Raw genomic sequence first — 13443 nt, forward strand, 5'->3', positions numbered from 1 at the left:
GGGGGGACGGCGGCAGGGGGACGCTGCTGGGGGACTCGGACTCGAACCGAGACCTCCCGGCTCCAAAGGCCGGCGGGCTGCCGATTACCCCATCCCCCACCGCGGCACCGTCCCCGCACGGCACCGCCGGCCCGAGCCTAGGGGCCGTGCCGGGGGCGGGCACGCCTCCCCGGACCGGGCCCGGGCGGCGCGTCTCCCTACGGTGACGTAGGTTACGCACCACCCAGCCGCCGGTCGTGCAGCAGACGCGCGACCCGCGACGGACCCCACTCCTGGAGGCTCCCCGCTCGTGTCCGCCCCCTCCCTGACCCGGCCGACGGCCTTCCGACCCGCCGATCCCGACGCCGGCCTCCCGGCGAACGCCTACGGCAAGGAGAAGGGCCACCTCGAGCAGCTGGTCCTCTACGTCTTCGTCGTCGTCCCCTTCGTCGCACTGGCGGCCATCGTCCCGGTCGTGTGGGGCTGGGGGCTGTCCTGGCTCGACGTCGCGCTGTTCGCCGCCTTCTACTTCGTCCCGCTGCTCGGGGTGACGGTGGGCTACCACCGGTACTTCACCCACGGCTCGTTCAAGGCGAGGCGGCCGCTGCGCATCGCGCTGGCGGTCGTCGGGTGCATGGCGGTCCAGGGCCCGGTGGTGCAGTGGGTGGCCGACCACCGGCGGCACCACGCGTTCTCCGACCGCGAGGGCGACCCGCACTCGCCGTGGCGCTACGGCACCGACGCCCGGGCGCTGCTCAAGGGCATGTGGCACGCCCACCTGGGCTGGCTGTTCGACCGGAGGCAGACCAACGCCGCCCGCTACGCCCCCGACCTGCTGAAGGACCGCGGCCTGCGGATCACCAGCCGGCTGTTCAGCCTGTGGGCGTTCCTCAGCCTCGCCCTCCCGGCCGTGATCGGCGGCCTGGTGACGCAGAGCTGGATGGGCGCCTGGACCGCCTTCTTCTGGGCCGGCCTGGTGCGCACCGGCCTGCTGCACCACGTCACCTGGTCGATCAACTCGATCTGCCACGTGGTGGGCAGCCGGCCCTTCGCCTCGCGCGACCGCGCCACCAACTTCTGGCCGCTGGCCGTCCTCAGCGCCGGGGAGTCCTGGCACAACCTGCACCACGCCGACCCCACCTGCGCCCGGCACGGCGTGCTGCGCGGGCAGGTCGACATCAGCGCCCGCGTCATCTGGGTCTTCGAGAAGCTCGGCTGGGCACACTCGGTGAAGTGGCCGGACCCGGTGCGCCTGGCCGCCAAGCGGCAGGCGGCCGAGCCGGCCGCGGCCTGACGGGCCGGCAGGACAACGGTGTCCCCCGGGGACCGCGTGCCCCGGCCACGCGTGCGGATGAGCGCCGCGCAGCGGCGGGAGCAGCTGGTCGCGGTCGGCCGTGCCGTGTTCGCCGAGCGCGGCTACGACGCGACGTCGATCGAGGAGCTCGCGGTCCGCGCGGAGGTGAGCAAGCCCGTCGTCTACGAGCACTTCGGCGGCAAGGAGGGTCTCTACGCCGCCGTCGTCGACCGGGAGATGCAGCAGCTGCTGAGCCGGTTCACCGCGGCCCTGGCGCAGGAGGGCGGGCCGCGGACGCTGCTGGAGCGCGCGGCGCTGGTGCTGCTGGACTACGTCGAGGACGACACCGAGGGCTTCCGGGTGCTCTCCCGCGACGTGCCGGGCTCGGGCACCTACTCCTCGCTGCTCGGCGAGCTCGCCCGCCGGGTCGAGCACATCCTGGCCGGGCAGTTCGCCGGCCGCGGCTACGACCCCGCGCTGGCCGGGCTCTACAGCTCCGCGCTGGTCGGCATGGTGGCGCTGGTCGGCCAGTGGTGGCTCGAGCACCGCTCCCCCGCCAAGGAGGAGGTCGCCGCGCGGCTGGTGGACCTCGCGTTCTCCGGCCTGTCCCGCCTCGACCCCTCGCCCACGCTGCGCACGACCGGTCCCGGCCGGGCCTGAGGGCCCTCAGCCGACCAGGCGCGCGCCCGGCACCGGGCCGTGCACCACCCGCACGGTGCGGAACACGCCCTCCCCCGCCAGGGCGGCGGCCATCCGCAGCGCGGCGTCCTCGTCGTCGGCGAGGGCGGCCACGGTGGGCCCGGAGCCGCTGACCAGCGCGGCCGCCGCGCCGGCGCCGGTGGCCGCCCGCAGCGCACGCCGCAGCGACGGGCGCAGCGAGAGCGCCGCGGGTTGCAGGTCGTTGGCCAGCGCGGCGGCCAGCGCGGGGGCCGGCCCGCTGCGCAGCGCGGCGAGCACCGGCTCCGACGGGGGCGCGCTCGTCCCGTCGGGCACCCGGCCCGCGGCACGCAGCCGGTCGAGCTCGGCGTAGACGGCGGGGGTGGACAGGCCGCCGTCGGCGATGCCGAGCACCCAGTGCCACTGCCGGCGGGCCAGCACGGGCGTGAGCAGCTCGCCGCGGCCGCTGCCCAGCGCCACCCCGCCGGCCAGGCTGAAGGGGACGTCGCTGCCGAGGCGGGCGGCCAGGCCGGTGAGGTCGCCGCGGGTGGCGTGGGTCCCCCACAGCGCGTCGAGCGCGACCAGGGTGGCCGCGGCGTCGGCGCTGCCGCCGGCGAGCCCCGCGGCGGCCGGGATCGTCTTGTGCACCTCGATCGCGGCGTCGGCGGCCACGCCGGCGTGCTCGGCGAGCAGCTCGGCGGCCTGCCAGACGAGGTTGCGCCGGTCGGTGGGCACCGGGTCGGGGCCACCAGTGCCCTCGCCGCTCACCGCGACCGACAGCCCCTCGCCACGGCGCACGGTGACGGTGTCGAGCAGCGACACGGCCAGGTACACCGTCTGCAGGTCGTGGAACCCGTCGTCGCGCAGCGGGCCGACGGCGAGGGAGACGTTGACCTTGGCCGGCGCGTGGGCGGTGACCGCGCCGTCGACCCGGCTGTGCCCGGCGCCGCCGGGCGATGACCAGCTCACGACGACCAGCTCACGACGACCGCCTCACGGTGCGGTCGCCGCCAGCCGGGCGAAGTCGGCCACCGACAGCCGCTCGCCGCGGGTGGCCGGGTCGATGCCGGCCGCGCGCAGCCGCGCCTCGGCGGCGGCCGGGCTGCCCGCCCAGCCGGCGAGGGCGGCGCGCAGCCCCTTGCGGCGCATGCCGAAGGCGGCGTCGACGACGGCGAAGGTGGCGGCGCGGTCGCCGGGCGGCGGGTCGTGCCGGTCGAGGGCGACCAGGCCGGAGTCGACGTTGGGCTCGGGCCAGAAGACGCGGCGGCCGACGTTGCCGGCGCGGCGGGCGGTGCCGTACCAGGCGGCCTTCACCGACGGGACGCCGTAGGCGGGGCTGCCGGGCGGGGCGGCCAGCCGCTCGGCCACCTCGGCCTGCACGAGCACCAGGGCGCGCCGCAGGGAGGGCAGCAGCTCCAGCAGGTGCAGCAGCACGGGCACGGCCACGTTGTACGGCAGGTTGGCCACCAGCGCCGTGGGAGGGGGTCCCGGCAGGTCGGTGAGCCGGAGCGCGTCGGCCTCGACGACGGTCAGCCGGCCGGCCAGGTCCGGCCTCCGCTCGGCCACCGTGGCCGGCAGCCGGGCGGCCAGCCGGGGGTCGATCTCCACGGCGGTGACGGCCGCGGCGGCGGGCAGCAGGCCGAGGGTCAGCGAGCCGAGGCCGGGGCCGACCTCGAGGACGACGTCGTCGGGCCGCAGCCCCGCGGTCCGCACGATCCGCCGGATGGTGTTGGCGTCGTGCAGGAAGTTCTGTCCGAGGGTCTTGGTCGGGCGCAGGTCGAGCTGCTGGGCCAGGTCGCGGATGGCGGCCGGGCCCAGCAGCCCGTCGGTCTGCTCGGGGGTGCTCAGCGGGTGGACCTCAGCTGAACAGCCGCGGCCCGCAGTGCGGCCACTGGCCGGCACCGGAGCGGGCGTAGAGCATCTGGGCGCGCATCGTCTGCTCCTCGGGCGAGGCCTGCGAGGGCAGGCCGGTGCCGCCGACCGCCTGCCACGTGCCGACCGAGAACTGGTAGAGACCGTGGTACTTGCCGGTGGCGCTGACCGCGTTCGGCCGGCCGCCGGACTCGCACTGCGCCAGGGCCGCCCAGTTGAGCCCGTCGGCGGTGGCCGGGACCCCGCCCGAGGGCGCCGGGCGCTCCTTGGTGCCGACGCTGACCAGCTCGTCGACCGGCGGGACGGTGACGCTGGTGGCCAGCTGCTCGCGGGCGGTCTCCACGCCGTCGACGACGGTGACCCGGAAGGTGGTGGCCTGCTCGCCGTCCACGCCCCGTTGCGTGATCGTCTCCTCGCCCTCGAGGGCCTCGGGGTCCTCGGTCTCGACGGTGCGGTGCGGCACGGGGGTGGTGACGACCTGCTCGGTGACCTGCACGCGGAAGACCTGCAGGTGCATGGCGGCCAGCAGCGGCTGGCTCGGGTAGAGGCTGGTGCGGTCGTGCTCGCCGAGGGTCACGCCCTGCTCCGCCAGGAGGTCACCGGCGGTGGCGGCGGTGGTGGTGACCACGCGGGTGGCGCCGTCGACGACGAGGGTGACGTCCTTGGGCGTGCTGATCGACAGCGACATGCCGTCGAGCGGGAGCCGCTCGCTGCGGCTGGCCGACAGGACCATCCCCTCGGAGCGGTAGCCGAGCTGCTCGAGCGCCTCGTCGACCGACAGCGCGGTCACGTAGACCTCGCTGCTGACACCGTCGACGGTGAGCTGCAGCGGGCGGGCGCGGTTGACCACCACGGTGTCGCCGTCGCCCACCTCGGCGTCGGCCGCGGGCAGGACGACGTCGTGCGACTGCGTCTCCAGACCCTCCTCCGCCAGCACCTCGCCCACGGTGTCGGCGTACGTGCGGACCTCGCGGGCCTGCCCGTCGACGGTGAGGGTGAGCGACTTCTGCGCGGCGAACCACGCGAGCGAGCCGCCCACCAGTCCGGTCAGGACCAGGGCGAAGAGGGCGAGCTTCAGCGTTCGGGGCACGGTTCTCTCACGGGGAGGGGGACCGGAGCGGCGATCCACGCGCAGGCGGCAGCCGGCGCCAGGGGGACCCCGGGGCCGTGGGAGCCGCCCGGGTGGGTCCCCATCCCGGAGGTCGGTCACGACACGATAACGAGCGCGGTGCGGGTGGCTTCGGTGCGTGCGGAGTCAACCACCGGGCCGAGATGTCGATACGGCGCCGCGCCGACACGGTCAGTGACGGGCGCGCCGTCCGTGACGTGTGTGACGACTGTGTTCGGTGCGGCTACCAGGTGAGCGAGCTCACCCGCGGTCCACCCGGTCGGGCGACCGGGGAGGTCAGCCGGCGAGGGCGCGCTCGCTGATCTGCACCGGCCGCAGCCAGGTGAGCAGGAAGCCGGCCACGGCGAGACCGGCCGCGAGCCCCGCGAACCCGCCGGCCACCAGGGCGACCGGTACCAGGTCGACGCGCTCGGTCACCCGGTCGCCGAGGTCGATGCCCCCGACCAGCAGCAGCGTGCCCAGCGGCAGCAGGGCCAGCACGCTCGTCGCCGCGCTCACCAGGTGGGCCGTCCAGGTGCGCAGCGCCTCGTCGACGGGGACGTCGGCGCCGTCGGCCGGCAGCGGCCGGAGGAGCACCCGCAGCAGCGCCACCTCGGCGAGCAGCCAGGCGACGAGCGGGACGGCGACGGCGGTCCAGCCGACCGGGTCCGACAGCTCCCCGCGCTGCCACATGAAGACCGCGACGGCGATCTCGGCGACGACGACGGCGCGCATCGTCCAGAGCAGCCACAGCGAGATCTGCTCGCTGCGGCGCGGCCGGCGCGCGGGCTCGGACAGCCGCCAGCGCGGGCGCGGGCGGGTGGCCTCGGCGAGCACCACGCCGGCGAGCAGGCCGGCGACCAGGGCCGGCAGCCACAGGAAGACCGACGCCTCGGCGAACACCACGACGCTGGCCACGACGGCGACCAGCCCGAGGAGCAGGCCGACCCGCCGCACCCGGCGGCCGTGCTGGGCCTGCCGCTGCACGGTGGCCACGCCCTCGCGGGTGGGGGTGGTGAAGTCGACGGCGGCCGAGGCGACCGCGCGGCGGCCCGAGGCCAGCGCCCACGCCCGCGCCAGCAGCACGCCGGGCACGAGGACGGCGATGAAGAGGACGACGGCGATGAGGCGGCCCACACAGACAGTGTGCCTCGCCCGGGGGCCGCACCGGTCCGCTCGGTGCTACCAGCTGCCGAAGACCCGCTCGGCGTTCGCGGTCAGGGCGTCGCACAGCTGCGCGAGCTCCACCCCGGTGACCTCGGCCAGAGCCCGGACGGTGTGCGGCACCAGCCGGGAGGCGTTGGGCCGGCCGCGGTGCGGGACGGGCGTGAGGAACGGCGAGTCGGTCTCGACGAGCAGCTGCTCCAGCGGCGTCAGCGCCGCGGCCTCGCGCAGGTAGCCGGCGTTGCCGAAGGTCAGCGTGCCGGCGAAGGACAGCACGTGGCCGCGCTCGACGCAGGCCCGCGCGAAGGCCGCGTCGCCGGAGAAGCAGTGGAAGACGGTGTGCTCGGGGGCCCCTTCGTCGTCCAGGACGCGGAGGATCTCCTCGTGGGCGTCGCGATCGTGGACGACCAGCGCGACGCCGCGCTCCTTGGCGATCCGGACGTGGGCGCGGAACGACGCCTCCTGCGCCGCCCAGCCCTCCGGTCCGGTGCGGTACCGGTCGAGGCCGGTCTCCCCCACCGCGCGCACCCGGGGCAGCGCCGCGAGCCGGTCGATCTCGGCGAGGGCGTCGTCGGTCGCCGCTCCGGTGCCGGCCTCGTTGGGGTGCACGGCGACGGCGGCGAGCACGTTGCCGTGGCGCGCCGCGAGCCCCGCCGACCACCGCGAGGAGGGCACGTCGACGCCGACCTGCACCAGCCGCGGCACCCCGACGGCGGCCGCGGCGGCGACCTCCGCGTCGACGGCGTCGTCGTCGACGGGCTCGTCGCTGCGGAAGCCGGACAGCACGATGTCGAGGTGGGTGTGGCTGTCGACGGCCGGCGCGGGCAGCGGCTCCGGGGACGGCGGGGGCTCGCCCCGCCGGTTGGCGCGGGCACTCGCCGAGCGGCTCACTCGCCCTCGTCTAGCCGACGCAGCTCGTCGGCGACGATCGACTCGTCGAGCTTCCTGAACACCGGCGTGGGCGGGCTCAGCGGCACCCCCGGGGACAGCGGGCGGGAGGCCCAGACCGCCTGCGCGGCGTCGTAGTCGCCGGTGATGACCGGGTACGGCGAGCCGTCGTCGAGGTCGGTGACCTCGTCGACGCGCGGCGCCGGAGACCACACGCCGGTCCCGCCGAGCAGCTCGTGCACCTTCTGCGCCGAGTGCGGGAGGAACGGGGTGAGCAGCGCGTTGCAGTCGCTGACCGCCTGCAGCGCCGTGTGCAGCACGGTGTCGCGGCGGGCCGGGTCCTCCTTGAGCTTCCACGGCGCCTGGTCGGACAGGTACTTGTTGGCCTCGCCGACCACCCGCATGGCCTCGGTGGCCGCCGCCTTCTGCCGGTTGCGGGCCAGCAGGTCCCCGATCGGCGCGAACGCACCCTGGGTCGCCTGCAGCAGCGCGCGGTCGGCGTCGGTCAGCTCGCCCGGCGTGGGGACGGCGCCGACGTTCTTGGCCGCGAGCGACACGGTGCGGTTGACCAGGTTGCCCCAGCCGGCGACCAGCTCGTCGTTGTTGCGGCGCTTGAACTCCGACCAGGTGAAGTCGGTGTCCTGCGTCTCGGGCCCGGCGACGGCGATGAAGTAGCGCAGCGCGTCGGCGTCGTAGCGGGCGAGGAAGTCGCGGACGTAGATGACCACCTGCCGCGAGGAGGAGAACTTGCGGCCCTCCATGGTGAGGAACTCGCTGGAGACCACCTCGGTGGGCAGGTTGAGCCGGCCCAGCGGACCCGGCGAGCCGCCGCGGTCGCCCTCGCCGTTGTAGCCCAGCAGCTGCGCGGGCCAGATCTCGGCGTGGAAGACGATGTTGTCCTTGCCCATGAAGTAGTAGGCGTCGGAGTCCGGCGTCTGCCACCACTGCCGCCACGCCTCGGGGTCGCCGGAGCGGCGGGCCCACTCGATGGACGCCGACAGGTAGCCGACGACGGCGTCGAACCACACGTAGATGCGCTTGTCGGGCCGGTCGCGCCAGCCGTCGAGCGGCACCGGCACGCCCCAGTCGATGTCGCGGGTGTAGCTGCGCGGCTTGAGGTCCTCGAGCAGGTTCCGGCTGAAGTTGAGGACGTTGGGCCGCCAGCTGCCGCGGGTGGCCAGCCAGTCGCCGAGGGCCCGGGTGAAGGCGGGCAGGTCGAGGAAGTAGTGCTCGCTCTCGACGAAGCGCGGCGTCTCGCCGTTGATCCGGCTGACCGGGTTGATCAGGTCGGTGGGGTCGAGCTGGTTGCCGCAGTTGTCGCACTGGTCGCCGCGGGCGCCGTCGTAGCCGCAGATGGGGCAGGTGCCCTCGATGTAGCGGTCGGGCAGGGTGCGGCCGGTCGACGGGCTGATGGCGCCCAGCGTCGTCTGCGGGAAGACGTACCCGTTCTTGAGCAGCCCGAGGAAGATCTCCTGGCTGACCCGCGCGTGGTTGACCGTCGTGGTGCGGGTGAACAGGTCGTAGGACAGGCCCAGCGCCTGCAGGTCGCCGACGATGACCCGGTTGTTGCGGTCGGCGATCTCGCGCGGCGTCACCCCCTCGGCGTCGGCGGCGACGGTGATCGGGGTCCCGTGCTCGTCGGTGCCGCTGACCATGAGGACCCGGTCACCGGCCATCCGGTGGTAGCGGCTGAAGACGTCGGAGGGGACGCCGAAGCCGGAGACGTGGCCGATGTGCCGGGGGCCGTTGGCGTAGGGCCAGGCCACCGCGGTCAGGATGTGCCGATCACTCACACCGCCGAGCGTAGTGAGCCGGGTCGGCCGGGTCGGTCAGTGACCGGAGACGGCGGCCGGAGCCGGCGGCTCGCCGCCCACCGGGGTGGTCAGGGCGAGGGCGCCGAGGGCCACGCCGACGAGGGCGGCGGTCGCCAGCCGCAGCCGCGGGTGGGCCACCGGGGCCGGCCGGGGACGGCCCCGCGGCGGGGCGGCGGCCGCCCAGGCCACGGTCGTGGGCGCCGACACCAGCAGCAGCTTGCCCACCGGGACGGCGAGGGCCAGCAGCGCCAGCGCGGGCAGCGGCAGCGTCGTCGGCGGGTCGAGGGACGTCGTCCCGGCGGCGACGGTGAGCCCGGCGACCAGCAGCAGCTCGGCGCCGGCGACGCCGGCCGGGAGCCGCCGGCCGGAGCCGTCGAGGACGGCCAGCCCGCCGGCCGCGCACAGCACGATCCAGCCGGCCAGCCCGCCGAGGACGGCGGCGACGAGCACCCCGGAGGGCCGCGGGGTCGCCGTCATCAGCCCGTCGAGGCCGGTGAGCCCCGCGGCGAGCAGGGCGAGGGCCTGCAGGACGGAGACGGCCGCCAGCAGCAGGACCGTCACCGGCCACCGGGCGGGGTGCCCGGGCACGCGGGTCGGGAGGGGGGCGTCGAGGACGCTGGTCGCCACGGATCTGCTCCTGGCCGGGGACGTCGGTCACCGGTCAGGTCGTCGCGCGCGCCCGCGCGCTGGAGTCCGGGCGGAGCGGCCTCACCCCTCCGGGTCAGCGGACGCTGCGGCGGGCCTCCCGGTCGGCGGCGGCCCGCGCGGCGGCGGCCTCGCCCCCGGCGCCGGCCAGGCGGCTGTGGCGGCGCCCGTAGGCGTAGTAGATGACGAAGCCCAGCGCCATCCAGACGGCGAAGCGCACCCAGGTGTCGGCCGGGAGGTTGAGCATCAGGTAGATGCAGGCCAGCGCCGAGAGGATCGGCACGAACGGCACCAGCGGCACGCGGAAGGCGCGGTGCAGGTCGGGCCGGGTGCGCCGCAGCACGATGACGGCGATCGAGACGAGCACGAAGGCGAACAGCGTGCCGATGTTGACCAGTTCGGCGAGCGTGCCCAGCGGCAGGAACCCGGCGAGCAGGGCGACGAAGATCCCGGTGCCGATGCTGATCTTGTACGGGGTGCCGTAGCGGGGGTGGACGGTCGCCATCGCCGGCGGCAGCAGGTGGTCGCGGCTCATGGCGAACAGCACCCGCGACTGGCCGAGCATGAGGATCATGACGACCGACGTCAGGCCGGCGAGGGCGCCCAGCGAGATGACGCTGGAGACGAACGAGAGCCCCACGCTGCTGAAGGCCTCGGCCAGCGGCGCCTCGGTGGACAGCTCGGTGTAGGGCTGCATGCCGACGACGACGAGGGAGACCGCGACGTAGAGCAGCGTGCAGATCACCAGCGAGCCGATGATGCCGCGCGGCAGGTCCTTGCGCGGGTTCCTCGTCTCCTCGGCCGCGGTGGCGACGATGTCGAAGCCGATGAAGGCGAAGAACACGATCGACGCGCCGGCGATGACCCCGCCCCAGCCGAAGGTGCCCTGGCTGAAGCCCAGGAGCTGGATGAGCGGGGCGTGCCAGCCGCCCTCCCCCTCGGCCGCGGGCTCGGCCGGCGGGACGAAGGGCGTGTAGTTGTCCGCCGTCAGGTAGAAGAGGCCGAGCACGATGACCAGCAGGACGATCGCGACCTTGATCGCCACGATCACGCTGGTCACCCGCGACGACAGCTTGATCCCCAGCACGAGCACCGCGGTCATCAGCAGCGCGATGAAGATCGCCGGGATGTTGACCGTCGCCGTCTCCCCCGCGATGGAGGTCGGCAGCGCGACGCCGAGGTCGCCGAGCAGCTGGTTGAGGTAGCCCGACCAGCCGACCGAGACCGTCGCCGCGCCGAGGGCCAGCTCGAGCACCAGGTCCCAGCCGATGATCCAGGCCACCAGCTCCCCCATGGTGGCGTAGGAGAAGGTGTAGGCCGACCCCGCCACCGGGACCGTCGAGGCGAACTCCGCGTAGCAGATCGCCGCGAGCGCGCAGACGACGCCGGCGATGACGAAGGAGATCGCCACGGCCGGCCCGGCGGTGGTCTTCGCGACCTCGCCGGTGAGCACGAAGATCCCGGTCCCGATGATGACGCCGACGCCGAAGACGGCGAGGTCGAGACCCGACAGGTTCTTCTTCAGCCGGTGTTCGGGTTCCTCGGTGTCGCGGATGGAGTCCTCGACGGACTTGATCCGGCGTGCGGTGTCGGCCACGGCGTCCCCCTGCTGGTGCGGCGGTCGGTGCGGTTCCGTCCTCCGGGGAGCGTGGCACGGGGGGCGAGCGCTCGCACGCCTACGCTTCCCTCGCCCGCCCTCGCGGGCGGATTGGAGGAGGTGCGCCCGTGGCCGATCCACGTCCGGCGACGTCGCCGGGGCCACCGCCGGGGCCGCCGCCGGGGCCGCTGGGGCCGCCGCTGCCCATGGCACGGCCGCGGCCGATGGGGGCGCCGCGCGAGAGCGCCGCCCGGCCGGCGGGTGTGCCGGCGGTCGTCGACTGCGCCGTGTACGTCGACGGCCACCGCCAGCCGCCGGTGGACCCGGGCGAGGCGCTGGCGACCGCCGCCGAGCGAGGCGGCTTCGTCTGGCTGGGGCTGTTCGAGCCGACCGAGGCCGAGCTGGGGCGGATCGCCGAGCGCTACGGGCTGCACCCGCTGGCGGTGGAGGACGCCGTCTACGCCCACCAGCGCCCCAAGCTCGAGCGCTACGACGACGACCTGTTCATGGTGCTCAAGACGGCGACCTACGTGGAGCACGAGGAGCTGACCTCGACCAGCGAGGTGGTCGGGACCGGCGAGGTGATGGTCTTCCTCGGCCGCGACTACGTGATCACCGTGCGGCACGGCGAGCACGGCGACCTCGCCGACCTGCGGCACCGGATGGAGGAGCAGCGCGACCTGCTGTGCCTCGGCCCGGCCGCGGTCCTCTACGCGGTGGCCGACCTCGTCGTCGACGCCTTCGTCGAGGTGGTGGCCGCGATGCAGGACGACGTCGACGAGCTCGAGGCGTCGGTGTTCAGCCCGCACCGCACCGACGACATCGGCCGGCTCTACCAGCTCAAGCGCGAGCTGATGTCGCTGCGCCGGGCGGTGGCGCCGCTGGAGGTGCCGCTGGCGAAGCTGGCCGAGCGGCCGGTCGACGTCGTCCCCGACGCCATGCGCTCCTACTTCCGCGACGTGCAGGACCACGCCATCCGGGTGCGCGACCAGCTCGGCGCGCTCGACGAGCTGCTGTCGTCGATCCTGCAGGCCTCGCTGGCCCGCACGTCGATGGCCGACAACGAGGACATGCGGAAGATCTCCGCCTGGGCCGGGATCATCGCCGTCCCCACCGCGATCGCCGGCATCTACGGGATGAACTTCGAGTACATCCCCGAGCTGCGCTGGCGCTACGGCTACTTCCTGGTGCTGGCGGTCATCGCGGTTGCCTGCGTGCTGCTCTACCGCGGCTTCAAGCGCAACGGCTGGCTGTAGCCGCTTGACCGGGCATTGGAAGCTATTCGCACGTCACGGGGGCCCAGACGTGCGCATAGCTTCCAATGCCGCGCCGGGGCGCTACCGCCTGTGGACGAGCGCGTCCCGTCCACAGACGCCCTGCAACAGCCTCGGGGGCCGGCACGGCTCCGGCACGGTCCCCGCGTGCAGTGGCGAGAGCGGATCACCGAGGTCCTCATCGAGTGCGCAGGCGTCGCGAGTCGTAGGGAACTGCTCGCGCACGTGCCGGCGACGGTGCTGGACGGCTTCATCGGGCGTGGGACGCTGACACGGGTCTTCCCGCACGTCTACGCCGCACGTGGTCACCGGTTGGACGACGACCTGCTCCTCCGCGCCGCCCTGTGCCACGCGGGTCCGGGAGCGGCGGTCAGTCACACGTCCGCGCTGGCGGTGTGGGGCCTGGTGGAGCTCCGCCGTCCCGTGCACCTGACCGTCGACCAGAGCGTCCGCCGAGCCGGCAGCCAGGACCTCGTCGTCCACCGGCGCCTCCGCTTCAGTGCAGAGCCGCCGCAGTGCGTCGTCCGGCGGGGAGTACCCGTCACCGAGCTGGCGCGCTCCCTGGTCGACTCGTGGCCGCTCCTGCCTCCCGCCGAACGTCGCCCCCTGGTACTGGATGCGGCCCGCCGGCGCCTCGTGACCGCGGCGGGGCTGATCGGGGCACTGGCCGAACGCCCGAACGTCGGCGGCCACAGGACGCTGGCGCAGGCCATCGACCTGGTGCACGACGGCTGCGAGAGCGAACTCGAGGCTCTGGGCGTTCTCGGCGTCTTCCGTCACCGCTCCCTACCGCGCAGCACCGGCCAGTACCGCCTGTCGTTGCCGGAAGGCACCTTCCGGCTGGACCGCGCGTGGCCGGAGGTCAAGCTGGCGGTCGAGCTCGACGGAGCCCGCCACCACACGTCTCCGGAAGACCGGCGCAGGGACCTGGCCCGGGACACGGCGCTGGCCGCACACGGGTGGGTGGTCCTCCGGTTCACCTACGCCGACGTTCGCCGGGACCCGGACCTCGTCCGCCGGCGGGTCCTCGAGGTCTACCGCATGCGGGCCGCTCAGCTCCGCGTGAGCTGACGTCCCCGCCTCGATCGACGCGGCATAGGAAGCTATCCGCACGTCCGGGGCGTGAGAACGTGCGGATAGCTTCCTATGCC

At 74.6% G+C, this 13443-nt stretch carries 12 protein-coding genes and 1 tRNA gene; 4 read left to right on the forward strand and 9 right to left on the reverse strand.

The window, feature by feature from the left end:
* Nucleotides 1-26 precede the first annotated feature (26 nt).
* Nucleotides 27-99 (reverse strand) — tRNA-Gln (locus ACI780_RS06140).
* 190 nt (nt 100-289) lie between these two features.
* Here ACI780_RS06140 and ACI780_RS06145 point away from each other — a divergent pair.
* Together ACI780_RS06145 and ACI780_RS06150 are read left to right on the forward strand one after the other, a co-directional pair.
* Nucleotides 290-1273, forward strand: a complete 984-nt coding sequence (locus ACI780_RS06145) for an acyl-CoA desaturase (RefSeq protein ID WP_456869549.1) — start codon at nt 290-292, stop codon at nt 1271-1273.
* 36 nt (nt 1274-1309) lie between these two features.
* Nucleotides 1310-1933 carry a TetR/AcrR family transcriptional regulator gene (locus ACI780_RS06150; RefSeq protein ID WP_457001523.1) on the forward strand — a complete coding sequence of 208 codons (624 nt, stop codon included), beginning with the start codon at nt 1310-1312 and terminating at the stop codon, nt 1931-1933.
* A 6-nt stretch (nt 1934-1939) separates the two neighbouring features.
* Here ACI780_RS06150 and ACI780_RS06155 read toward each other — a convergent pair whose 3' ends face one another.
* The 8 genes from ACI780_RS06155 to ACI780_RS06190 all read right to left on the reverse strand — a co-directional run bounded on the left by ACI780_RS06155 (nt 1940) and on the right by ACI780_RS06190 (nt 11018).
* Nucleotides 1940-2899: a 4-(cytidine 5'-diphospho)-2-C-methyl-D-erythritol kinase gene (locus ACI780_RS06155; RefSeq protein ID WP_457001525.1), complete on the reverse strand. Its 960-nt coding sequence runs from the start codon at nt 2897-2899 to the stop codon at nt 1940-1942.
* Between the two features lie 24 nt (nt 2900-2923).
* Nucleotides 2924-3832, reverse strand: coding sequence for a 16S rRNA (adenine(1518)-N(6)/adenine(1519)-N(6))-dimethyltransferase RsmA (gene rsmA, locus ACI780_RS06160; protein ID WP_457001527.1), 909 nt, complete (start codon nt 3830-3832; stop codon nt 2924-2926).
* The gene (locus ACI780_RS06165; protein WP_456869553.1) at nt 3789-4892 is read right to left on the reverse strand and encodes a ubiquitin-like domain-containing protein; all 1104 of its coding nucleotides are present in this window, start codon (nt 4890-4892) and stop codon (nt 3789-3791) included. Before ACI780_RS06165 ends, rsmA begins: the two co-directional genes overlap by 44 nt.
* A 315-nt stretch (nt 4893-5207) precedes the next feature.
* Complete coding sequence (locus ACI780_RS06170; protein WP_456869554.1) at nt 5208-6047, reverse strand: hypothetical protein; 840 nt, start codon at nt 6045-6047, stop codon at nt 5208-5210.
* Nucleotides 6048-6092: 45 nt separating this feature from the next.
* A complete protein-coding gene (locus tag ACI780_RS06175; RefSeq protein WP_457001530.1) occupies nt 6093-6965 on the reverse strand; it encodes a TatD family hydrolase in 873 nt (290 codons plus the stop codon).
* Complete coding sequence (gene metG, locus ACI780_RS06180; RefSeq protein WP_457001532.1) at nt 6962-8755, reverse strand: methionine--tRNA ligase; 1794 nt, start codon at nt 8753-8755, stop codon at nt 6962-6964. Before metG ends, ACI780_RS06175 begins: the two co-directional genes overlap by 4 nt.
* A 36-nt stretch (nt 8756-8791) precedes the next feature.
* Nucleotides 8792-9403: a hypothetical protein gene (locus ACI780_RS06185; RefSeq protein WP_456869557.1), complete on the reverse strand. Its 612-nt coding sequence runs from the start codon at nt 9401-9403 to the stop codon at nt 8792-8794.
* Nucleotides 9404-9497: 94 nt separating this feature from the next.
* Nucleotides 9498-11018, reverse strand: a complete 1521-nt coding sequence (locus ACI780_RS06190; RefSeq protein ID WP_457001534.1) for an amino acid permease — start codon at nt 11016-11018, stop codon at nt 9498-9500.
* 128 nt (nt 11019-11146) lie between these two features.
* On the opposite strand from ACI780_RS06190, the gene corA reads away from it, so the two are divergent.
* Both corA and ACI780_RS06200 read left to right on the forward strand, forming a co-directional pair.
* Nucleotides 11147-12274: a magnesium/cobalt transporter CorA gene (corA, locus tag ACI780_RS06195; protein ID WP_457001536.1), complete on the forward strand. Its 1128-nt coding sequence runs from the start codon at nt 11147-11149 to the stop codon at nt 12272-12274.
* Between the two features lie 90 nt (nt 12275-12364).
* The gene (locus tag ACI780_RS06200; RefSeq protein WP_457001538.1) at nt 12365-13363 is read left to right on the forward strand and encodes a DUF559 domain-containing protein; all 999 of its coding nucleotides are present in this window, start codon (nt 12365-12367) and stop codon (nt 13361-13363) included.
* Nucleotides 13364-13443: the final 80 nt, after the last annotated feature.

It is taken from the genome of Geodermatophilus sp. SYSU D00814 (assembly GCF_054050055.1).